Origin of the sequence: Bacillus sp. SRB_331 (genome assembly GCF_003264175.1) — a bacterium.
GTDB lineage: Bacteria > Bacillota > Bacilli > Bacillales > Bacillaceae_G > Bacillus_A > Bacillus_A mycoides.
On record NZ_NADV01000044.1, the window covers coordinates 150,880 to 173,843 of the forward strand.

Consider the following 22,964-nt stretch of genomic DNA (forward strand, 5'->3'; position numbering starts at 1 on the left):
ATTCTTTTCTCCCCCTTAGTTATCCGTTAAATGTACGTATCCTGGACGAGCCCACTTACGATTTACCTCAATACCGTTTTGAGGATGACGCTTTTTATTACGCGGGTTCGTTTTTGGCATCGGATTTTCGCCATCAACTTCTAACACTTCCATACGTACTTTCGTTTGCTTATATGCAGGCGTGTTTGTACGCAAGTCAACGGCAGGACCTGTTAAGAAATTAATTGCCGATTCTTTATCAGTCGAATTCATCGGTAAATACAGTTCATTCGCTTTTACACGATCCGTTACAAGTCCACGTAATTTAAGTGCTCCGAATGGAGAAACAAGGCGTACTAACGATCCCGTTTTCACTCCACGTTCCCTTGCAAGTTCTGGAGAAACTTCAACGAAAACACCTGGTACTTTCGATTGAATACCAGTTGATTTATTTGTCATGTTCCCTTCATGGAAATGTTCAAGCATACGACCGTTATTAATGTGAAGATCGTATTCTGCTGGGAATTCAGCAGGACGTACCCAATCAGCTATCGCAAAACGAGCCTTTTTGTCCGGGAAGTTAAATCCATCTTTGAATAGAAGCGGTGTATTCGTTCCATCAAAACTTCCCCAGTGGAAACTGTTCCACCCTTCAAGCACTTCATAGTTTGCGTGTGCGAATAGTGGTGATAAGCTTGCCATTTCAGCAAAGATTTCACTTGGATGATTATAATTCCAGTTTGCGCCTAACTTATTAGCAATTGCCTGCACGATCCACCAGTCTGGTTTCGCATCTCCTAGCGTTGGAAGCACTTGATATAATCTTTGTACACGACGCTCTGTATTTGTAAAAGTACCTTCTTTCTCAAGAGATGGCGCTGCTGGTAATACTACATCAGCGTATTGAGCTGTTTTAGAAAGGAACACATCTTGAACGACAAAGAATTCAAGGCTTGATAACACTTCATGTACGTGATTTGCGTTAGAGTCTACAAGAGCCATATCTTCTCCAACAAGATACATAGCTTTCATTTTCCCTTCATCAATTGCGTGAAGCATTTCAATGTTATTAAGACCTGGTTTGTTATCAATTTTTACTCCGTAAGCTATTTCAAATTTCGCACGTTCTACATCGTCAGTAACGTGCTGATATCCTGGAAGCCAGCCTGGAAGTGTTCCCATATCACAAGCACCTTGTACGTTATTATGACCTCGAAGCGGGTATGCTCCAGCACCTGGACGACGATAGTTTCCTGTTGCAAGAAGTAAGTTTGAAATCGCAGCGGAAGTATCTGAACCACCAGTATTTTGCGTTACGCCCATTCCCCAAAGGATACACGTACCATCTGCATCACGAATCATTTCAGCCATTGTAACGAGAGTTTCTGTTGAAATACCTGTAATCTCTTCTGCATATTCAAGCGTATATTCCGCGAGACTATCTTTGAAATCATCAAAGAAGTTTACATTCTCGTCGATGAACTGTTGATTATGCCAACCTTGATCAATCATATATTTCGTAACAGCCATTAACCAAACTTGGTCTGTTCCTTGCTTTGGACTAATAAAGATATCCGAACGCTCTGCCATTTCAGTTTTACGAAGATCTGCGACAATTAGTTTTTGACCGTGAAGTTTATGCGCACGTTTCACACGAGTCGCTAGCACAGGATGACCTTCTGTTGGATTACAACCAACGATAATAACAAGACCCGATTGTGCGATATCTTTAATCGTCCCTGCATCTCCGCCCATACCAATTGTACGGAACAATCCATCTGTCGCTGGTGATTGACAATAACGGGAGCAGTTATCAATGTTGTTCGTTTCAAATACTTGTCGCGCTAATTTTTGAATGACATAGTTGTCTTCATTCGTAATTTTAGAAGAAGAAATAAAGCCAATAGAACCTTTACCGTACTCTTCTTTAATAGCGCCCAATTTATTCGCCACTACATGAAGCGCTTCTTCCCAAGTCGATTCAACAAATACTCCATTTTTACGAATTAAGGGTTTCGTAATTCGTTTTTCAGAATTCACGAAATCCCAACCAAACTTTCCTTTTACACAAGTAGAAATCGCATTAACTGGTGCTTCAGAAGTTGGTTGCACCTTTAAAATTTTGCGCCCTTTCGTCCATACTTCAAATGAACAACCTACACCACAAAACGTACAAACTGTTTTCGTCTTCTTCGTACGAGTGTCGCGCATCGCAGCTTCTACTTCTGACACAGCGAAAATACCGCTATATCCAGGTTCAACCTCTTTAATAAGATCGACCATAGGTTCAAGAATATCCGGCTTCAGCCCAGTCATAAATCCAGCTTCACCAAGCATCGATTTCTCCATTAAAGCATTACAAGGACAAATCGTTACACATTGACCGCAGCTTACACATGAAGAATCGTTAATATCTACTCCTTCATCCCAAATAACACGTGGGCGCTCTGCCTCCCAATCAATAGATAACGTTTCATTAACTTGTAAGTTTTGACACACCTCTACACATTGACCGCACGCGATACATTGATTCGGATCATAGAGATAAAATGGATGAGACATATCAACTTCGCTTACATCAACTTTTGGCTCATAAGGATATTTTTGATGCTCAATTTCCATTAATTCTGCCGTATTATGCAGTTTACAATTCCCGTTATTGTTGTCACAAACCGTACAGTAAAGTAAATGATTTTCTAGTAAACGGTCCATCGCCTCATGTTGTGCTGCCTTCGCACTAGTAGAGGACAGCTCAATATTCATACCGCTCGTCACTACAGTAGAACAGGATCGCACAAGCTTTCCGTTAACTTCTACAATACAAGTATCACACGTTTGAATAGGATCCACTTCCGGCACATAACAAATTTGTGGATGTTCAATTCCGTTCTCATTAATAATGCCCAGTATAGTTGAACCAGGCTCAGCATTATACTCTTTGCCGTTAATTGTAATATGAACCATGCTGTCGTTCATGGTTACTCCCCCTTTTTGAGAATAAAAAAACTCCACCACGAAAATATACGCACCACATTTTTGGCACGTTATCATCATGGTGGAGTAGTTTATTAGCACATCTTGCTAAAATACCAATCCATTTATTCATAAATAAAATGATAGATTCATAACAGGTCATATCACGATTCCATCTTTAACACTATAATTATAGCGTTAAATCGAAAAATACACAATATAATTATCATTACAAAGGACAAAGCACATAATGCTCTGACCTTTGTATTACATTTTAGGATTATTCTGAGATGACTTACTTCCCGGTGCAAACCAACCAATTAGTGCGATGGCAACTAATACTCCATAGAAGATTAAAGTCCAAGTTGTACTATGCGGAAAATCATGGTCTAAAATACCAATGTCCTCATGAGCCAGTGTAATTACAGCTAGTTTGACACCAACCCAGGCAACAATTGCATATGCTGTTGTTTCTAGTGCTGGACGTTTCTCCAGTAATTGTACAAACCAAGTTGCCGCAAATTTAATTAAAATAAGTCCAGCTATCCCTCCAAGAAGTACAACAATGAACTGTCCTCCATCCATACCTCCGAAATCATCAAGCGGAGAATCCGGAAGCCCCAGAGCAAGAGCAACTGCGGCTAATATTGAATCAATCGCAAAGGCAAGGTCAGCTAATGCAATCTTTCCTACTGTGAACCAGTAGCTTTTTCCTGCTGCTTCCTTTTCATCTTCCTTGTGAATATTTTGATTATTTTTTCCGAATTGCGCCTGAATGACATGCTTTAATCCTAAGTAAAGAAGATAAGCTGCTCCTATCGCCTGTATTTGCCAAACATTTGCAATAAATGATATAGCAAAAAGGGCTGCGAATCGAAAAACAAAGGCCATAATAATTCCGTAATTTATAGCTCTTTTTTTCTCTTCTTCGGGTAAATGCTTGGCTATAACTGCTAGTACAAGGGCATTGTCAGCCGATAACAATCCTTCTAATCCGATTAAAATTAACAATGCCCAAGCATACTCTAGCCATATTGAATCCATCCGCTTCTCTCCTTTCTAAAACTAAAATCAGATAAGGTCTTTGCTCAATAGAATTTCCTATTAAGCCAAATTAAATGCTAAAACATTTTGACAGTTACTTTGCTGTCCTCTATTTGTTATAATTTCAACAAAAAACAAATCTAGATTGTGGTTTTCTTAGAAAAGGTGACGCGACATTGTGCTTAAAAACTTGATGAATTCATCTTCACTTACAGGTTTACTGTAGTAATAGCCCTGAATTAGATAACATGCATTACGTTGTAACACTGTTAATTGTTCCTTCGTTTCCACCCCTTCTGCGATCACTTTCATGTTTAAAGTATGCGCTAGTGAAATAATGGTATGAATAATTTCATTTCCATCAGTAGAATTTCCGATCCTATTAACAAATTCTCTTGGAATTTTTAAGGTATCAATTGGATACAAAGGGAGATATGCTAATGAAGAATACCCTGTACCAAAATCGTCAATTGATAAATGTACACCATATGATTTTAATACTTTTAACTTCGATAAGGTTTCTTTTTCATCTACCATTGCTATTCTCTCTGTTAATTCTAAATCAATCGAATTAGCAGGTACCCCTACTTCTTCTATGGTAGATATGATTGCTTGAACAAAATCTTTCTGTTCAAACTCTATAGCTGATAAATTTATCCCCATTTTTAGATTTGCATAGCCTGCAGAATGCCACTTTTTCAGTTGTCGACACGCTTCCTGTAACGTCCATTTCCCAATTGGAATAATTTGCGACGTTTCTTCCGCGATAGGTATAAATTCAAAAGGAGAAATAAGTCCCAGTTCTGGATGTTGCCAACGAATTAAAGCCTCTGCACCAATAACCATACCAGTCTTACTGTCAACTTGTGGTTGATATAATAAAAACAACTCATTATTTTCTAATGCCTTCGGTAAATCCTGTTCTAATCGTAATCGTCTTGTTATTTTTTTTGATAATGTCTCGTCATACATGCAAACAGCATTATTACCTTTTTCCTTTGCACTATACATAGCAATATCAGCATGTTGTAAAAGTGTAGTAGTATTTATTCCTCCAAACGGATACACCGCTATTCCTATACTAAGAGATAAATAAAAACTATGTTGATTAACTACAAATGGTTCTTCAGTTATACGAAATAGAGTTTCACACAAATCCAATAGCTGTTGCTCTGTGTGGTTATGGACTATGATCGCAAACTCATCTCCCCCTATTCTCGCTAGAGGAATAGCCGGTGACAGACATGTCCTAAAACGTTTAGCAACTTCTTTTAAAACACTGTCACCAATTGAATGTCCCAGTGTATCGTTAATGGTTTTAAAACGATTTAAATCTATATACAAGAGTCCAAATTCCCCCTGCGTTTTTCGTGCACGCTCAATGGATTTTTCTAATTCTTTTTGGAAGAATATTCGATTTCCAATCTCCGTCACTGTATCATGGAATGCTAGATAGTTTATCTCATCTTGTTGTTTCTTCATTCTCGTAATGTCTTTTACCATTACATAACTCCCAAAAGTTTGTCCTTCTATCATAATAGGAACAATGGTGACGTACCAAAAATGAATGTCCTTCTCATTATTATTTTTCACACGTAATTGTAACGAAGCCGAACTGCATCGTTTCCCTTCCTGTATAGCTGCTTCCAATTCAGATCTATCTTCGTCTAAAAAAATCGAGAAGCACTCTTTACCTATTAATTCATCACTGTTTTTTCCTAATAACATACTTCCAGCCTGGTTTATATTTAACACAGTACCATTTGAATTAATCGTTAAAATAGGATCTGGATGATACTCATATAATGACTTAAATCTCTCTTGATTTTTGACCAAGTCATTGGATTTGTTTATTAAATCTTCTGTTCTTTGAGATACTTTTTGTTCTAATTGATTATTAAACACTTTTAACATTTCGGTTAAATCGCTGTTTTGCATTCGTACGATAGTATGACGAATCAGCACAAATACAAATGCAATACAATTCCCAGTAATAAGTGTAGCCGAGGAAGTTTGCTCTTTTAAAGTAAAGCCAATTAATACCGCAACTGCAAGATAAGGAAATATAACAAGAAGTTTCTTCCCAAATGTGGGATCGATAATGAAATAATTCCTTCTAGAAGATGCATTCTTTGAGATCGAAGCAGCAATAGCGATAAATAAAAGGAAAACTCTATACAAACACCTTAATAATATAAGTGAACGATCTGACAAATCATCTTGTAAGTAAAAATACAAGTAGTCCGTAATAGCCAATCCAGTTAATACGAGAATAAAAATAAATAATTTACTTTTCGCATTAAAAATAGCTGGTCGAAAGATTAGACTAACTCCTAATAAAAGAAGTAATAAATCTATAATCGGAAAAATAAATGAGAGAAAAACATCTCCAATTGATAAGAATAAGATATTTGCAGAAGGTTTATTAAACAGTTACCACTCTAATGTAAAAATGGCAGTAACAACAATACATAAATCACAAATTAAATACGCTTTTTCCCACTTGTTACATTCCATAATGATTTTATAAAAGAATGCAAAGAGAAAGAAGAATAAGAAAAACAATAAAAACACATCAGAGATATTAAAATTTTGTATCGGTAATTCTACATTAAGTACTTGAAAAGCGGATATAAAGTTCCCGATCAAGAAACACCCTATTGCAATAGTAATGCAAACCCAGAATACTCCTAACTTAATTTTTCTGGATAATATAGAATACAGTAATGACATAAATACAGTAGTTTCAACAACTAAGGATGATAGTCGGATATTAAAATCTGATACGAAATATTGATTCGGAAAAACAAATAAAAATATATAGCAAAAGCTTATATAGAATATTAGAGCTATTGTTAATAAGATAAATTGCAAATGTGAATGTTTAAGCAATATATTCACCTTCTTAAGTCTTTCATCATTTTTTAAAATTTGTATCTAATTATTATTCATATTATGACCATTTCAAAAGATTTCTTTCAAAATAAAGCACCCTTATATTACACCTGCAGATATTTAAAAATTCCATAATAGGAATTACAACAAATATCTGCAGCTATGTCCTTAACAATATCAATTATTGTTATACGATCTATTTATGTAACAAGTAGATTTAATAGCTAATTAGTTCAAAGAATGTTTTCTTTGAACTAATTGTATACTGCCCATCTGAATCATATAACTTAACTATTTTTAAATTAAAATTTCACGTAAAAATAATGAATGTAGGTGTATGCCCCTATCTATTTATCTTTTTTTCTTCATAACTTCTATAGTATTCATTAAGTACGCTAACTTAAACACCGACTTATTTATAATCCTTAATAAGTCGGTGCTAGTATACACTATAAAACTAAAACACATTTCAAATAACAAAACTATACTTTAGCAATTTATAAATTTCATATTCCTAGAATTACTAAACTTTCTTTTACCTATTACAATCTATATTCAGATACATTATTTCCTTTCCATTCATAATAATCTAAAACCCCTTCATAAATGGCTTCTGCTGCAATCTGTCTGCCGTTTGCCGTAGATAGTTTACTGTAGTCGATACCATTATCTATAAAAGCCAGTTCCGTTAACACAGCTGGCATGTCGTTTTCTCTTATAACATGAAGATCTCCATGTTTAACGCCTCTATCACGTGTTTGAAGAGCCTCTACTAAACGTGTTTGAATTTTTTCCGCTAACACACGACTTTCTTCCACATGAGGATTTGTTTTTTCGGATTCAGAAGATTTATAGTAGTATGTTTCTGTCCCTTTTGCATTACCATTAAAAGCATTTGCATGAATGCTTATAAAGATATCCCCCTCATTTTGCTTAGCAAATTTAACACGTTCCTGTAAAGAGCTTTTTTGGTCATGTCCAGGTCTAGTATCAGATTCACGAGTTAGTAAAACTGTAAATGGTGTATGTTTTTCGAGCAATTGTTGTAGGCGTAAGGAAGTGTCTAATACGATTTTACTTTCAGGCAATCCTTTTGTGGACTTTCCGGGATCTGCACCACCATGTCCAGGATCAATAATGATTGTTTTACTTTCTAAAGGGTTTTTCGGACTGTATTGAAGGGTATCTGTTTTGGCAGTAAGTTGTGCGGCTTCTGCACGTGTTATGAATTTATTTGGTTGCCAACCATTATCAGTACCAACAGAAATCTTTAAATCAATTAAAATATTGGCAAATTTTTCACCCCAATGTCCTTTTAAATCATCAAATTTACTTTGCCCATTACTATTTGTTCTATCTTGTAGCTTATATGCATTTACTAACATTGTTGCCATTGCAGCACGAGTAACTTTTCCAGAAGGATTAAATATTCCATTTCCTTCACCTTTAATTATTCCTGCTTTTTCAGCAGCAGCAATATACGGCGTTCCCCAGTGGTTTTGTGAATCTGTAAAAGATGGTTTTGCATTTAAGTCAATATGTATACCAAGGGCCTTTGTCATAATTGTTGCCGCAGAAGCTCTATCTAATGTATCGCTTGAACCAAAAGTTCCATCTGGATAACCACTCAATACTTTTTTATCAACTAAATAATTAACGGATTTGTCAGCCCATGCAGGAACATCTGGGAATTTATGAGTATTTGCAAATGCACTAGATGAATAGGATAGTAGACTTCCAGCAAGAATTCCTGTAGCAATTAATTTGTATTTCAAAATGTAACACCTCTAAAAAATTATTACAACTTGGTAAATATATCATTTATAGTTAATCTTTAAATAATACGACCTAGAATAAAGAATAGATTAAATCCGTATTATCCCTATATCAAAGATAATAAATACAAATCGAACTATTATTCCGAAAAGAATCCTGAGACATACACTTATAGATAGAGACTATTAAATATATTAACCAACGTCGTGTAACCAGTATAGTTACTTATATGTACGAGTGTCAATTAAAAAAACCTTACATTTTTGTAAGATAACCATGTTAATTGTGTAGTAAGTAATTATTATATAATGTGAATAATTACTCGGTATAATAAAATGATAATCTTATATTTTAAACAAATATTGATTATTTTGGTAGGCAAATAACTTATAACAGCCACCTTTTTGGCTATGCTTTGGAATCCTACTTTACTCTTCAATTCTCCGTATTAAAAGTTTGTTGATGAAATGTAATAACAACTGTACGATTATACAGCTTATTCACCTCAATTAAATCAGTTAAATATTGAGGAAGAGTCGGTTTATCTTTAAAATCATTATGTATTAAGTCCTTTCACAGTGACAATACGCATATTCCTAGTATTTTTCTGATCGCAATACTACAAAGTAAGACCTAGCTCCTTCCTTTTGTACAAATTTTTGATTTACTAAAATTAATTGTAACTTTTCCTCTGTCCGAAACGATTCCATACAAAATAAAAGGGAAATACATATATAGTTGGTGCTTCATTGTTTATACGAATGAGCGGGACATTTAATTCGTTCTCTATTACTTCTTCCTTCTCATCTTCTTTATAGCTTTCAACGAGCCTAAGGTTCCAATCACCTTGTAAATCATATATTCCGGCCTTATAATTAGCGATCCATCGCTTCGTTTCTTCTTCATACTCAAAAGATATTATTCTCTCTTGTCTGTACTGCTCACCATTTTTTTGTAATTGTAATATGCCTTTTACACTTTGAATGTTTTTTTCATTTGATTCTACAGCAATCCGCACTTCTTCGCCAACCTTTAGCTCCTGCTTATTAACTGTAATAACCCCTCGGTCTGTTTCTATCGTTCTTTCTTCTTTTTTTTCTTTCCCTTGCTCATTTTCTACTGCTTTTTTTCATCTTCAACCGAGGGCATTTCCACTTGTTCCGGCTGTTCCTGAACTTCTTTATTTTTTCCCTCTTGGTCATTCATTTCGCTTATATTTTGATCTTGTACACTTTTTTCTTCTGCCTGCCCTTGCGATGGTAAAAATATACATATATGTAAGAATAGCCAACTAACTAGAAAAAACTTTACGTTTTTCATCTATTTGTTCAAACTCCTATTTTGACGCCTTATAGCGATTTCGTCATTTTTACTCCGAAAAACCCATCTACATTTACAAGTTCTCCATACGCCACTAATACATCGTTCACATAAATTTGAATCGGTTCATCAATATCTTCATCAAGTACGACCGCTTCATTTTCTTGTAGACTTAAAATATCTTGAATTGTTCTCACTGTACTTCCAAATACAAATTTAACATTCATTTCTACATTTTGTAGAATAGATGTATCCATATATACTGGCTCAACTTGCTTGACTTCTTTATATTCAATTGGCTGTACGACTGGTGCAGGAATTTCTTCCTCTTCAACAACTTCCTCAACTATTTCTTCTTGCTCTTCCACCATCGGATATAGAAGTCTTCTAACCATTTCTTTCGCTTCTGATATCGGTAGTATTTGATACATCTTTGATTGAAGGAGATCACCAATTTCAAGATTAAAAGTAATTTGAACGAGTTCGTCAACTGCCATCGACTCTCCCAAATATTCCATTTCTTCTTTTAAAGAAACAAATTTAACGTCTGGTGGTGTCATATCCATTTTTTCTTTAAACATTTCTGACATCGCTGTTGCAGCATGCCCCATCATTTGGTTCATAATTTCTTTAATGCCACTTAACTCTAATTCACTTAGCTCTTTCTCCGGATCAATTTCACCCGTTCCCATCATCATTAAATCTACCATTGTTAAAGCAACATCTTTCGTAAATACGAATACATTCTCATTTTTTAGTCCTTCAACAAAATCGACATTTAAAATAACAAACGGAACCGGTACTCCTTCATAATGACGAACATTAATCGCCTCTACATTTGGTGTACTAATAGTGACAGGCTGATTTAAAAGCGTCGATAGTACTGTTGAAGCCGAACCGATTGAAATATTCGCAATTTCACCAAGCACATCTTTCTCTTCTTGTGTTAATTGCTCTTTTTCTACATGCTCTTCTACAATCTCAGTTTCCTGCACTTCCGCCGGCTCATCTATTTCTTCTTCCACACCACCAGATAATTGTAACAATTTATTTATCATTCGCTTCGCATGTTCAACTGAAACAACCTGTACAAGCTGAGAATTCACAAGATTATCTATTTTTAATTCAAACGATACTTTAACAACCATATTATTCCCATTAATACCAGAAATCTTCTCCATCTCTTCTGTAAGTTGCACAACTTTAATTGTTGGCGGAGACATGTCTACCGTATCTTGGAAGAATTCTGACATAGATGTTGCTGCGAATCCCATCATTTGATTCATAGCTTCTTGTACTGCACTTAGCTCTAATTCACCAAGCTCTTTTCCCTCTTCAACTTCACCTGTTCCCATCATCATTAAATCAGCAATAGATAAAGCAACATCTTGTTGAAGAACAAGAAGATTTTCCATATCTAATCCTTTTGTGAAATGGATATTTAATACAACATGTGGAATTTCAACATCACTTGTATCATATAAATCTACCAATTCTACTTGAGGAGCAGTAATACTTACTTGCCTATTTAAAATTGTTGATAATACAGTCGAAGCTGAACCAAATGATATATTAGCAATCTCACCAAGAATATCGCATTCTTGAGGCGTTAAATGTTCATTTTCTTTTTCTAGCACAATTGTGCCAGTATCCCCTTTTGTGTGTTGCTCAGGCATTTTTCCTGCCTCCTCATTTTTGTTTTTCTATCAAATGATTTAAACTCTCTATTACACTCGTTATATTTTACCAAACTTATCATCCGAATTGTGAACATGTATTTATTTCCACAATATGTGTAAACGACGGTTTTCATATACTTATATTATTAGTTCTACCCAAAAAGCTCCCCAATTGTATACAAGTGGGGAGCTTCCTTCATTCCTATTATAAACCTTCTGGGTTTAAAATGAGGACCACTCGTCCATCACCGAGAATTGTTGCACCAGAGAAATAGTTAGAGCTCTCTGCAAAGAAATCACCTAATGACTTTAAAACTATTTCTCTTTGACCGATAATTGTGTTTACGATAAGTCCATAGCTACGATGTGTATTACGAACAATTAACACAGGAACCATTTGACTATCATATGATGCGAACGCCTCATCTACTGTTTTTTCACCAAATACAGTACTTAAATGTTTCACTTCAATAATTTGATTGCGATAGTTTAAAACGTCTTTCCCTTGTAACGATTGTATGTCTTCTTTCTTAATTCGAATGGCTTCAGCAATATTGCCAAGAGGCAAGGCATAACGCTTATCATTTGTTTGAACAAGCATTGATTGAATAATAGACAATGTTAAAGGAAGTTCAATTCTGAATGTACTTCCTTTTCCTTCTTCAGAATCAATAATTAAATGCCCACCTAAACTATGAATCGTATGTTTAACAACATCTAATCCAACCCCACGTCCAGAAAGGTCAGATACAACTTCCGCTGTACTAAATCCCGGTTGGAAGATAAGATCAAACACTTCACGATCCGTTAATTTATTTGCCTCTGATTCCGTTACAACACCATTTTTTATCGCTTTTTCTAATACTTTTCCTTTATGAATACCATTTCCATCATCAGTAATTTGAATTACGACATGATTTCCACTATGAAACGCCTCTAATTTAATAGTACCTGTCTCATTTTTCCCGGCATCACGTCGGTTTTCGACAGTTTCAATACCATGATCAATTGCATTACGAATTAAATGAACGAGTGGATCACCAATTTCGTCAATAACAATTTTATCAACTTCAGTATCTTCACCTTTAATTTGTAAATCGATTTTTTTACCTAAATCTTTCGCTAACATACGTACCATACGCGGAAAACGATTGAAGACCGTTTCAATCGGTACCATACGCATATTTAATAATACATTTTGGATATCTTTTGAAATATCCCCTAATCGATTTAAATGCTCGATTAACTCTTTATTTTGAATCGTTTCTGCTAATTCATCAATTCGTCCACGCTCAATTACACTTTCTTCAAACATATTCATTAATCTTTCGATTTTTTCTAACTGAACACGAATAGAACGATTCTCTACTTTAGCATTTTTCGTTTTTGTATTACTTTTAGCCGGTGTAGTACTAGCTGTTGGAGTTCGTGCCTCTAGAGATGGATCCAGCTGCGTTGCTGCAATAGATTGTACGATTCCTTCTTCAGCCATATTTCCTTGCTTCACTTCCACTTTCTCAATTTCAGAAACGTGAAGCACCACCTGTTTCAATTCTTCAACACTACGATCAGTATCCATATATACTGTAAACTCAAATCCAAAAGCATCCGCTTCGATTTCTTCAATGCTTGGAACCGTTTTTTGTATATCCCCTACATTTTGTAATGCTTCAATACACATAATGGCACGTACTGCTTTTAAAATGGCTTGTTGTTCGACGGTTATATATACTTCATGTGAAACTGTATCATCATTGTTTATACTACTTTGCTCTACTTGTTCCATGGAAGCTTCTACATTGCCATTCAATAATGCTTCTAATTTAAGTTTCGTTGATACAACATCTATATTACCCATTCCGCCCTGCTGCACATCTGTAACCATCTTTTCTAAATTATCAATGCACTCAAAAATAACATCAATAATATTAGCATTCACCATCATATTTCCATGACGGATTTCGTCTAAAACATTTTCCATCTTATGAGTTAAATCTGCCATTTCCGCAAATTCCATACTCGCAGACATACCTTTAAATGTATGAGCTGAGCGGAATATTTCCCCTACAACATCCATATCGGCAGGATTCTGTTCTAAATTTAGCACATTTTCATTTAGCGACTGTAAATATTCTTCTGCTTCTTCAAAAAATATATTTAATAGATCTGTTTGCATTTTAATCCCCTACCTGTCTAACAAACATTTCATTTATGTATAACAATTTAGTGTTTTATAACGAGAAAAAAGGGGGCCACACGTCTATCCGCTATCATTGATTTGATTCTTTGTGGCACCCCTTCTATATTAGCTATTTGCTACTTTTGTTAAAGCTTCGATAACACGATCGGCTTGGAATGGCTTTACAATAAAGTCTTTTGCCCCGCCTTTAATTGCATCTAATACCATACCTTGTTGTCCCATTGCAGAACAAATAACAACCTTTGCACTCGAATCAATTTTCATAATTTCTTTTAATGCTTCAAGTCCGTCCATTTCTGGCATAGTAATATCTAGTGTTACAATATCAGGTTGAAGTTCTTTATACTTTTGAATCGCTTCTACCCCATTCTCTGCTTCACCGATAACTTCAAATTCTGAATTACTTTTTAATAAGTTTTTAATCATTGTTCGCATAAACATCGCATCGTCTACAACTAAAATTTTATGTGCCATTCTTTTTGGTTCTCTCCCTCTATGTATAAATATATCTTAATATTTCACCTTATCATTCTCACTCATTATACAAAATAAAACGAGAAAATTTAATATTTTTTTAAAAGAATTTCTGTATTTTTATTATTTTATTAATAAAATGGAAATATATTATTCTTTAATATATATTACAACGCGCCGGTTTTTCTCCCAATTTTGCGGTGAATCATTTGATGCTACTGGTTTTGTGTCCGCATATCCTACCGCTGCTAATCGTTTATCATCTACATTATACACTTCAATTAAGTGGTGAATCATATTAGCTGCTCGTGCTGAAGATAATTCCCAGTTGGAAGGAAATTTTTCATTATGAATCGGTCTACTATCTGTATGTCCTTCTACAACAATTGGGTTTGGTACCGATTGAAAGAACCCTACTAATTGACTAATTACTTCTTTTGCTTCCGGCTTAACATTCGCATCACCTGTATCGAATATTAAGTTATCTACTATAACGATGCTAACACCTGTATCTTCTCGATATACATTCACTTGACTAACACCATTATTATCTACATATGCTTTTAACTTTTTATACAATTCATCCATTCGTTTTTTTGAAACTGCTTTTTCATCATTTTTTTCATGTGAAATATCTGGTATTGTACCTTCCATTACTTTCGCATCCACTTGTTCTGCATCACTAAACTTTTCAAGCATCTTCGATAATTTTACTGTATCTTGTTTTGATGTAGCAACTAATAGTACAAAAAAAGTCAATAACAACATCGTTAAATCAGTAAAAGTCGTCATCCAACGAGGCGATCCTTTTTGCGGTCGTTTTATCATCACCATACCACTCCTTGAAATATTAGGCTACTCGTTTTTCTTTTTTTATCTTCGTTTCATATACGTATGTATCAAGTTTTAACTTTAACTTAGAAGGAATTTGTCCTCGGTAAAGCTCTGTGATTGCTTCTATTACAAACTTCTTCTCTGTATACAAATCTTCAATGCCACGATACACTTTTTCAGATAACGGTATTGCAATCATGTTTGCAATAACAGATCCATACAATGTCGTCAACATAGCAACTGCCATTCCTGTACCAATTTGCGATGTATCTTGCAAGTTTTGAAGCATAATAATAAGACCAATTAAAGTTCCTATCATACCCCACGCTGGAGCGAAATCACCAATCTTATCTAATAATGTTGCTCCTTTTCTTAACTCATATACTTCTGTTTCAACATCTCTCATTAATACTTCTTTTAATTCTGCTTCATCATATCCACTTAACATTAAACGAATCCCCTTTTGAATAAAAGGATTGTCTACTTGCTCTCCATCAACTTCTAACGAGAGTAAACCATGTTTTTTAGACTTCTTTGAAAAATCAACGAACAAATCCGTTAACTGTTCTAGATTTTCCTCTCTTCTATGTAAAACAGTAAAAATACTTTTCGTATATTTTTTTATTTCTCCAAATCTATATGCCACAATAATTGTCGCTGTTGTTCCCCCTATAACGATCAAAATAGATGAAACATCTAAGAAATTTTTAAAAGCTTTTATTCCACCACCGCCAAGCATGATTGCTGCAATTAAAATAACGAAACCTACTACAATGCCAAAGGGGCTAGAAATATCAAACTTCCTTTTTTTCCTTTGCGGTCTAGCTAATCCTTGATTTTCGTCTCCCATATTCCTGCCCTTCCTTTTTCGTTTTCGTAAACATTTTTTTATTTTAATAATGCGTTTTCACATATAACAATCATTATACGCGTATCATCTATTTATCGCAATATACTCATTAAATTGACACATTTCATTTCTATATTAGAATTATAGTATGGAAATATGAGGAGGATCACGATGGAACATAACATTTTACAAGTCATTGCATTAGCAGAAAAACTAAAATATGAAATGCGACATAGTTGGCTTTCTAACGGACGTCAAGAAAGTGTTGCTGAACATACGTGGCGTATGTCCCTAATGGCTATCTTAGTTGAGCCTTATTTGGATCAAAAAGTAAATATAGAAAAATTACTTAAAATGGTTATTATTCATGACCTTGTCGAAGCAGAAGCTGGTGATATTCCTGCCTTTGATACGATGAATAGCCGTGAATTACAATTACAAAAACAAAAAAATGAGCAAAAGGCTATTTTAAATATTAAACGTACACTAGAAGGTTCCCTCGGCGTGGAATTATACGATTTATGGATGGAGTTCGAAGCGAAAGAAACGTATGAAGCAAAAGTTGCTAATGCACTTGATAAACTTGAAGTGAAAATTCAGCATAACGAAGCTGATATTGATACTTGGCTACCAATTGAGCATAAAATGACTTTCCAAGTTGGTAAACATACAGATTTTGACTCTTTCTTATCTAGATTGCAAAAAATCATTGAACAAGACGGAGAAAAAAAATTACTCGCTGCTGGCATTGACATTGAAGCATGTAAACAGTAACCATTTAATTATGAAATAAGACACTCAAAATGAGTGTCTTATTTCATAATTGTTGATATTGCCTGCTTATAAATAAGTTGTTGTTTTCCATCTACTAATATTAATACTGTAAATCTATCTACTCCAACTACTTCCCCTACTATTCTTACTCCGCTCTTTAAAAATATAGTAACTGCACCTTTTTCTTCTTTTATTTGTTTATACAACTCTTCTTGTAAATGTTCCATAACTGTTTTCCCCCTTACAAATAAATAATCCTAATATAAAAAAATAAAGATTAATCACTTATATACTTTGTCTTTTATATTCATAAACTTATTAATTAGTATATCTAAATCTCGACTAAATAACAAAACTTTATCATGATCTAATCCATGCCTAGCAACAAGTTGAATTAACTCTTTCTTTTTGTGTTCTATTTTATTGTGTAATTGTCCCATCTCCATCTCTATACTAAAACTCCCTTTTCCCATAATATTACTTGTAAAATTATAGTACATTTCCACTCATAAAAAAATAAAAAAATGGCTTTTTTTACAAATTTTATATTTATGAAAAGAAATTTTAATGTAATTGTAAGTTACATACCCCTTTCATTTGCAATACATTCACCTAGTATACACTTCCATATTGTTTTACCATTTTTAAAAAAGCGCTATGAAACAAAGTAAATATCACATTTAAATCCGATCACAGGCTCTTTTCTAATTAGAAGTAAGACTTGCTCCTTTTCTAAATAAAAACATATCTTATAAAGTAATCCATTAGTTATATAGATTAATTTCCTAAAAAGGAGGAAAAAACATGAGCTTTGGTGGTAGTTGCGCTGGTTTCGGCGGTGGATTTGCTTTACTCATCGTGCTATTCATCCTTCTAATCATTATCGGATGTAGCTGTTGGGGTGGCGGCGGAGGGTTTTAAATATAATACGTATCCTTTTCGCTAAACTCTAAATGAATGAAATATGTTAACTAAAAACTATACGAAAACAGCTCATATTTGAGCTGTTTTTTCATACTTTCGTATGAATTTATGTCCATCTTTTTTGTGATTTCAACTAACAAGAAATCGTTTACTATGGAATAAGAAACATTTTTACTAAGGAGTATTATAATGATTAAAGGTCTTTATGAAGCACATTTACCTGTCTGTAATTTAGAAATTTCGATACCTTTTTATGAATCACTGGGGTTAAAATTATATAAAAGAGACAACGATATCGCCTTCTTTTGGATTGTAGAAAATGAAAGTTGGATTGGTCTTTGGGAAGGAAAAGAATACAAAGTCAATTATCATCCATCCTTACGACATATCGCTTTCCAAGTAAGCTTACACGATTTAGAAAACGCAATACACTGGCTCAAACAGAAAGGAATTCCAGCGCGAAAAGACTTTGGAATGGAGCCAATTGAGCCAATCGTTTTTCCAGAATTAGCACACGCCTCCGTATATTTTAACGATCCTGATGGAAATAGTTTAGAATTCATTGCACAATTACCTGTTGGACTACCTAAAGCAGAGAAAATGTATTTAAGTGAATGGAAAAAGCATGTACAAACATCGCCAATAGATAGGGATTAATTTTTATGTCAGTGCAATCAGTTTCTTATTCCACACTTCTTAGAACAAATAAAAACTTTAAAAAATTATTTTATGGTCAAACATTAAGTGTACTTGGGGATTGGTTTCATACTGTCGCTTTATTAACACTCGTCTATAGCATAACAGAATCTTCATTTATGTTAGCACTCACCTTTATGAGCAAAGGGTTACCTCAACTTCTTCTGAGCCCATTCATAGGCGGAATTGTAGACCGTTTTTCAAAAAAGAAAATTATGATTTTTACCGATAGTTTACGAGGAATTTTCGTCCTCACTTATTTATTAGCATTCTACAAAATTGAAATTATTTTCGTTTCTACTATATGCTTATCAGTACTCTCTTGCTTATTCGAGCCTGCTAAGCAATCAACTCTAAAAAATATCGTACATCAAAAGCATTTCGTAACCGCTAACTCTCTTTCTAGTACAATCAATGGTTTTATGTCTATTATGGGAGCTTCTTTAGGTGGGCTCATTGCACAATCTTTAAGTATCGAGATTGCCTTTTTTATTAATAGCCTATCATACTTTATTTCAGCCTATATTATTTATAAAATAAAGATCCCTTCTCGTGACACTTTTAGCAAGAAAAAAGCGTTTTTCACTGATATAAAAGATGGTTATACATACATATTACAAAGCAAAATTATTTTAACATTAATTCTTGTCGGCATTTCATGGGGCATTATTGGAGGTGCCTATCAGTTACTTCTAACAATCTATGCCGAAAGAATCTTCCACACTAACATTGGTATTTTATATGCGGTTCAAGGGGCTGGACTTATGATTGGCAGTCTCCTCGTTAATCTTTATATGTCTAAAAATGAAGACAAAATGAAAAGAGCATTTGGTTGGGCCTATTTACTACAAGGAATTTTCTTTCTCGGATTCATTCTATCCAATCAACTTATTATCGGTATCATTACATTACTCTGTATGCGTATAGCAGGAGGAATCATCGTTCCACTTGATACGACATTACTACAAACGTATACGCAAGAAAACATGATTGGTAAAGTTTTTTCATTTCATTATTCCATCTACGGATCGCTTATTCAGTTATCTATGTTTATTACAGGATGGTTTTTAGAAATCCTTTCTCCTCAAGTGATTGGTAGCTTGTTAGCTATATGCTGTATTTTTGTTAGTTTTATATGGCTTTTCTTGTTTTATCGCGGTGAGCTTGGTGAAGAATCTATTGATAATCAATAGATTCTTCACCAAATTTTATTTGATCTCATTTATTAGCGCTGCGTAACAATACAATTATTTGAAAATGTCAACCATATTCGTTAATGGGCCCTATACGTGAATGCTATTTTAGAAGAAACTAAGTATTTATGTTAAAATAAAAGTAAGATTGTGAAACATTGCACTTATGCTATAGGCTCAAAATAGCTAAATTCGATTTTCATAGTATTAAAATATTTATTGTATTTGATTAAATAGGAGGGCTATTTTGGAGATTACATTAAGTTTCATATGTATTATATTGGTGGCTTCTGTTTTGCAAACAAGTACAGGTTTTGGCTTTTCCATAATGGCAACACCTTTTTTACTAATGTTATTCTTACCACAAGAAGCTATACAAATTAATATTATTTTATCATTAGTTATTTCAATATCACTCATTTGGAAAATAAGAATGGACATTGACTTTATTCTACTGAAAAGGTTAACTATTGGAAGTATAGTTGGTGTACCTTTTGGTATTTTACTCTTCATTTCCATTAATATAAACGCTTTTAAATTAGCAATTAGCATCCTGCTCTTACTATTAACATTGATGCTAATATGCAACTTTAAGGTTAAATCAACACCATTTAGAGATTTTATAGTTGGTGGATTATCAGGCCTTTTAACGACAAGTATCGGTATGCCAGGACCACCCCCGTTACTTTACTTTACAGGAACTGATACGAAAAAAGAGAAGTTGAGAGCAACTACTTTAGCTTTTTATCTATTTATATATTTCATTAGTCTACTAACTCAAATACTCTTTACTGGCACAAACAAAACAATTTGGGAATCAAGTTTTTATGCTATTCCAATCGTATTTCTAGGTTTGTATATAGGTCAAATTATTTTCAAATGGCTTAATCAACGGATTTTTAAAATATTTACGTACATCCTTTTAAGTTGTACGGGGGTTTATCTTCTTATTGAAAGTTTGAACTTGTTATAGAGGGTGCTTTAGATAGTGCACAATAATAGATAGGTTCAAACGAAATTATTGCTGCATTTTCAAGTGCGATGGGGCATTCTATATCAAAACTTAAATAACTTTATTGGCAGTTTACAATTAGCAATACTCGTTCTTTCATAAGACAAATATTTTAAATCGAATACTAAATAAAACGATAAAAAGCGGCTATTATGCCGCTTTTTACATTAAATATTTTATAAAGCAAAGACCTGCACTTACTATCACGAATATATTAAAAAATAAGAAAAACCCTTTTTCAAAATCTGTATACTTTTCTACTTTTACTCCGCGTTTTTTTAACTCCATAACTATCATTGCAACTTCACGTGCATACGCAATACTTCCAAATTGTATATGAGTGTTATTATATTTAATCTCAAAGACATTTTTCATTTTTTTATGTTGCGAAATGGATTGTATATCCTCTATTGGCATGCTATATTCATTTGTTTTTTTAAAATAGCAATCTAATCCTTTCATGATTACTCTTTTATTTGTTAAAACGATATAATAATAAAAAGTAGCTCCTACGTAATATATATTTGGTATTACTTTATTATTTGTCATATATCCTTCATCTACTAACAGTTCCTTCTCGATTTCTTCATCAGCTTGTAATTCGTTGCGAATTGATTCTTCTAACATTCGTACAGTTAATTTTTTTAATAGTTCTCCATTTCTTACATAATACTTATCTATATTTATAGAATCATTCGCTTCTTTCTCTAAACGTGTAATTTCTTCTTCTGAATATTGGAGCTCATTTAACATCGATAATAATCTTTTATCCATATTACACACTCCCTTTCCACAGTTTTTGAAGTTTTTTCTTTCCACGAGAAATTCGATTGTATATACAGTCAGCCGTTACTTTTAATTCTTTTGCAATATCGTCAATGGAATACCCATCAATATACCTCTTTAAAAAGATATACAGATCCTTTGTATTTAAATCTTGTACGAGTTCCATAATCTCTTCTTCTTGTTCTATTTCATACCTATCATGGATACCTGTATCTACTTCTACATCTTTATCGATTTTATTCTCTTTATATACTTTCTTTTTATATTCCAATGCCTTTAATTTAGTAATACCAATCATCCAAGATTTTAAGTTTCCCTTTTCTATATCAAATTGTTCGATATTAAACCAAATGATAGTAAATACATCATTATAACAATCATCCACATATTGTTTTTCAATAGGGGTACTTAATGATTTATGAATAATGTACAAAATTAATTTTCCATATTGATCAATCACTTCTTTCAAAGCATCTTGATCGCGTTTTTTCATAGCTATAATTAAATCCTCTTCAGAATCGAAAATCATAAACATCACCTTCCTCAGTTCCCCTTTAGCAGCTGCTTTTACTTACTATTGGCATTTCATTCTCATTTTCTATCACTTTTGTAAAAATTTATTAATTTTTATTTATATATATATGATAGCAAAAAAATACATTTCTCCTCCAAAAAAGACAAACCCGCATTCCAGGTTTGCCTTTTTACTTATTTCTTATTTAATCCTTTTTCATTTAAAAACTCTTTCATATGCATTCTTTTCTCTTTGGACATAAATGAGCTCATTGATTCCGTCCATGTTACGTTTTTTTGATTTGACGATCTTTCTTTGTAATACGCACTCATCGTTTCATCATATTCGTTTAATAATTCATCATATTTCTTTTCATCGTATCCATTTTCATGAAGAATGGCCGCTACCGGTAAACGTGGCTTAACTCCATGATCTTCATTTGGTACGCCCACTGTCATTCCGAATACCGGATATACTTTATCCGGTAAATGAAGCAATTCACTCACTTCTTTCGGGTTATTACGAATTCCGCCAATATAACAAATGCCGTATCCTAATGATTCAGCTGCAAGTGCTAAGTTTTGTGCAAATAATGAAGCATCTACTGTTGCTACAATAAAGTCCTCTACTCCCTCATGTTTAATTTCTGTTCCATGTTTCTCACATGCAGTTTCTAGACGTTTTAAATCCGCACAACATACAAAGAATGCTGCGCAGTCTTTCACATGACGATTCCCGGATAATTCAGCTAGTTTAGCCTTTAGTTCCTGATCTGTTACATATATAAGAGAATACGCCTGTACAAAATGTGAGGAAGCTGCATGCTGCGCAGCTTGCACCATTCTTTCTACTATCTCTTTTGAAATTGGTTCTTCTTTATATTTACGAACTGAAACGTGTTGCTCCATTTTATGTATCATCTCATTCATAAAAACCACTCCTTTTTTCTCTTCATAATAAAAAATTAACATATCTTTTTCATTATTCACAACTTATAAGCAAAAAAAGAGCACTCCTTTGTGAACTGTACCCTATAAAATG

Annotated in this window: 19 protein-coding genes and 3 pseudogenes; 5 read left to right on the plus strand and 17 right to left on the minus strand. The window is 33.7% G+C overall.

Going from position 1 to position 22,964, the window contains the following annotated elements; translation table 11 throughout:
- Positions 1-15: 15 nt before the first annotated feature.
- The 12 genes and pseudogenes from fdhF to B5P42_RS26585 form a co-directional block, all read right to left on the minus strand.
- On the minus strand, positions 16-2,955 hold the full coding sequence (gene fdhF / locus B5P42_RS26530; protein ID WP_113735606.1) for a formate dehydrogenase subunit alpha: 2,940 nt from the start codon (positions 2,953-2,955) through the stop codon (positions 16-18).
- Complete coding sequence (locus B5P42_RS26535) at positions 2,924-3,115, minus strand: hypothetical protein (protein ID WP_002158491.1); 192 nt, start codon at positions 3,113-3,115, stop codon at positions 2,924-2,926. Before B5P42_RS26535 ends, fdhF begins: the two co-directional genes overlap by 32 nt.
- Positions 3,116-3,219: 104 nt before the next feature.
- Positions 3,220-3,996, minus strand: coding sequence for a TerC family protein (locus B5P42_RS26540; protein ID WP_002086470.1), 777 nt, complete (start codon positions 3,994-3,996; stop codon positions 3,220-3,222).
- A gap of 156 nt (positions 3,997-4,152) precedes the next feature.
- A pseudogene (locus tag B5P42_RS26545) lies at positions 4,153-6,888 on the minus strand (putative bifunctional diguanylate cyclase/phosphodiesterase).
- Between the two features lie 545 nt (positions 6,889-7,433).
- Entirely contained in the window at positions 7,434-8,666 is a 1,233-nt protein-coding gene (locus B5P42_RS26550; RefSeq protein ID WP_061675181.1) for an N-acetylmuramoyl-L-alanine amidase, read from the minus strand.
- Positions 8,667-9,114: 448 nt separating this feature from the next.
- Positions 9,115-9,356 (minus strand): annotated as a pseudogene (locus tag B5P42_RS32925) (Ger(x)C family spore germination protein); the annotation flags it as partial.
- Positions 9,357-9,400: 44 nt separating this feature from the next.
- Positions 9,401-9,987: pseudogene (locus B5P42_RS26560) on the minus strand (transglycosylase); the annotation flags it as partial.
- Between the two features lie 29 nt (positions 9,988-10,016).
- Positions 10,017-11,663: a flagellar motor switch protein gene (locus tag B5P42_RS26565; protein ID WP_002086512.1), complete on the minus strand. Its 1,647-nt coding sequence runs from the start codon at positions 11,661-11,663 to the stop codon at positions 10,017-10,019.
- Between the two features lie 208 nt (positions 11,664-11,871).
- Complete coding sequence (locus tag B5P42_RS26570; RefSeq protein WP_113735607.1) at positions 11,872-13,842, minus strand: chemotaxis protein CheA; 1,971 nt, start codon at positions 13,840-13,842, stop codon at positions 11,872-11,874.
- Between the two features lie 129 nt (positions 13,843-13,971).
- Positions 13,972-14,340, minus strand: coding sequence for a response regulator (locus B5P42_RS26575; RefSeq protein ID WP_000940577.1), 369 nt, complete (start codon positions 14,338-14,340; stop codon positions 13,972-13,974).
- 150 nt (positions 14,341-14,490) lie between these two features.
- Positions 14,491-15,168, minus strand: a complete 678-nt coding sequence (locus B5P42_RS26580) for an OmpA family protein (RefSeq protein ID WP_002012067.1) — start codon at positions 15,166-15,168, stop codon at positions 14,491-14,493.
- Between the two features lie 22 nt (positions 15,169-15,190).
- Positions 15,191-16,024 (minus strand): flagellar motor protein MotP, encoded by an 834-nt coding sequence (locus tag B5P42_RS26585; protein ID WP_113735608.1) that lies wholly within the window; start codon positions 16,022-16,024, stop codon positions 15,191-15,193.
- A gap of 171 nt (positions 16,025-16,195) precedes the next feature.
- Between B5P42_RS26585 and B5P42_RS26590 the strand changes: the two genes are divergently transcribed.
- The gene (locus B5P42_RS26590) at positions 16,196-16,798 is read left to right on the plus strand and encodes an HD domain-containing protein (protein WP_113735609.1); all 603 of its coding nucleotides are present in this window, start codon (positions 16,196-16,198) and stop codon (positions 16,796-16,798) included.
- 38 nt (positions 16,799-16,836) lie between these two features.
- Here B5P42_RS26590 and hfq read toward each other — a convergent pair whose 3' ends face one another.
- Together hfq and B5P42_RS26600 are read right to left on the minus strand one after the other, a co-directional pair.
- Positions 16,837-17,025 carry an RNA chaperone Hfq gene (gene hfq / locus B5P42_RS26595; RefSeq protein WP_002012071.1) on the minus strand — a complete coding sequence of 63 codons (189 nt, stop codon included), beginning with the start codon at positions 17,023-17,025 and terminating at the stop codon, positions 16,837-16,839.
- 54 nt (positions 17,026-17,079) lie between these two features.
- The gene (locus B5P42_RS26600; RefSeq protein ID WP_033658168.1) at positions 17,080-17,298 is read right to left on the minus strand and encodes an aspartyl-phosphate phosphatase Spo0E family protein; all 219 of its coding nucleotides are present in this window, start codon (positions 17,296-17,298) and stop codon (positions 17,080-17,082) included.
- 304 nt (positions 17,299-17,602) lie between these two features.
- On the opposite strand from B5P42_RS26600, the gene B5P42_RS26605 reads away from it, so the two are divergent.
- The 4 genes from B5P42_RS26605 to B5P42_RS26620 all read left to right on the plus strand — a co-directional run bounded on the left by B5P42_RS26605 (position 17,603) and on the right by B5P42_RS26620 (position 20,584).
- Entirely contained in the window at positions 17,603-17,719 is a 117-nt protein-coding gene (locus B5P42_RS26605; RefSeq protein WP_000007805.1) for a YjcZ family sporulation protein, read from the plus strand.
- Positions 17,720-17,911: 192 nt separating this feature from the next.
- The gene (locus B5P42_RS26610) at positions 17,912-18,379 is read left to right on the plus strand and encodes a VOC family protein (protein ID WP_033730498.1); all 468 of its coding nucleotides are present in this window, start codon (positions 17,912-17,914) and stop codon (positions 18,377-18,379) included.
- A 5-nt stretch (positions 18,380-18,384) separates the two neighbouring features.
- Positions 18,385-19,611, plus strand: coding sequence for an MFS transporter (locus B5P42_RS26615; RefSeq protein ID WP_113735610.1), 1,227 nt, complete (start codon positions 18,385-18,387; stop codon positions 19,609-19,611).
- Between the two features lie 247 nt (positions 19,612-19,858).
- A complete protein-coding gene (locus B5P42_RS26620; protein ID WP_113735611.1) occupies positions 19,859-20,584 on the plus strand; it encodes a sulfite exporter TauE/SafE family protein in 726 nt (241 codons plus the stop codon).
- 201 nt (positions 20,585-20,785) lie between these two features.
- On the opposite strand, the gene B5P42_RS26625 is transcribed toward B5P42_RS26620, so the two are convergent.
- The 3 genes from B5P42_RS26625 to nfsA all read right to left on the minus strand — a co-directional run bounded on the left by B5P42_RS26625 (position 20,786) and on the right by nfsA (position 22,852).
- Positions 20,786-21,397 (minus strand): PH domain-containing protein, encoded by a 612-nt coding sequence (locus B5P42_RS26625; protein ID WP_113735612.1) that lies wholly within the window; start codon positions 21,395-21,397, stop codon positions 20,786-20,788.
- 1 nt (position 21,398) lies between these two features.
- Positions 21,399-21,944: a sigma-70 family RNA polymerase sigma factor gene (locus tag B5P42_RS26630; RefSeq protein ID WP_113735615.1), complete on the minus strand. Its 546-nt coding sequence runs from the start codon at positions 21,942-21,944 to the stop codon at positions 21,399-21,401.
- A 173-nt stretch (positions 21,945-22,117) separates the two neighbouring features.
- Positions 22,118-22,852: an oxygen-insensitive NADPH nitroreductase gene (gene nfsA, locus B5P42_RS26635; RefSeq protein WP_113735616.1), complete on the minus strand. Its 735-nt coding sequence runs from the start codon at positions 22,850-22,852 to the stop codon at positions 22,118-22,120.
- Positions 22,853-22,964: the final 112 nt, after the last annotated feature.

Coding starts and splice junctions, on each gene's coding strand:
- fdhF (WP_113735606.1), bottom strand. CDS start 2,955: ATGAACGACAGCATGGTTCATATTACAATTAACGGCAAAGAGTATAAT.
- B5P42_RS26535 (WP_002158491.1), bottom strand. CDS start 3,115: ATGACCTGTTATGAATCTATCATTTTATTTATGAATAAATGGATTGGT.
- B5P42_RS26540 (WP_002086470.1), bottom strand. CDS start 3,996: ATGGATTCAATATGGCTAGAGTATGCTTGGGCATTGTTAATTTTAATC.
- B5P42_RS26565 (WP_002086512.1), bottom strand. CDS start 11,663: ATGCCTGAGCAACACACAAAAGGGGATACTGGCACAATTGTGCTAGAA.
- B5P42_RS26570 (WP_113735607.1), bottom strand. CDS start 13,842: ATGCAAACAGATCTATTAAATATATTTTTTGAAGAAGCAGAAGAATAT.
- B5P42_RS26575 (WP_000940577.1), bottom strand. CDS start 14,340: ATGGCACATAAAATTTTAGTTGTAGACGATGCGATGTTTATGCGAACA.
- B5P42_RS26580 (WP_002012067.1), bottom strand. CDS start 15,168: ATGATAAAACGACCGCAAAAAGGATCGCCTCGTTGGATGACGACTTTT.
- B5P42_RS26585 (WP_113735608.1), bottom strand. CDS start 16,024: ATGGGAGACGAAAATCAAGGATTAGCTAGACCGCAAAGGAAAAAAAGG.
- B5P42_RS26590 (WP_113735609.1), top strand. CDS start 16,196: ATGGAACATAACATTTTACAAGTCATTGCATTAGCAGAAAAACTAAAA.
- hfq (WP_002012071.1), bottom strand. CDS start 17,025: ATGGAACATTTACAAGAAGAGTTGTATAAACAAATAAAAGAAGAAAAA.
- B5P42_RS26600 (WP_033658168.1), bottom strand. CDS start 17,298: ATGTACTATAATTTTACAAGTAATATTATGGGAAAAGGGAGTTTTAGT.
- B5P42_RS26605 (WP_000007805.1), top strand. CDS start 17,603: ATGAGCTTTGGTGGTAGTTGCGCTGGTTTCGGCGGTGGATTTGCTTTA.
- B5P42_RS26610 (WP_033730498.1), top strand. CDS start 17,912: ATGATTAAAGGTCTTTATGAAGCACATTTACCTGTCTGTAATTTAGAA.
- B5P42_RS26615 (WP_113735610.1), top strand. CDS start 18,385: ATGTCAGTGCAATCAGTTTCTTATTCCACACTTCTTAGAACAAATAAA.
- B5P42_RS26625 (WP_113735612.1), bottom strand. CDS start 21,397: ATGGATAAAAGATTATTATCGATGTTAAATGAGCTCCAATATTCAGAA.
- B5P42_RS26630 (WP_113735615.1), bottom strand. CDS start 21,944: ATGTTTATGATTTTCGATTCTGAAGAGGATTTAATTATAGCTATGAAA.
- nfsA (WP_113735616.1), bottom strand. CDS start 22,852: ATGAATGAGATGATACATAAAATGGAGCAACACGTTTCAGTTCGTAAA.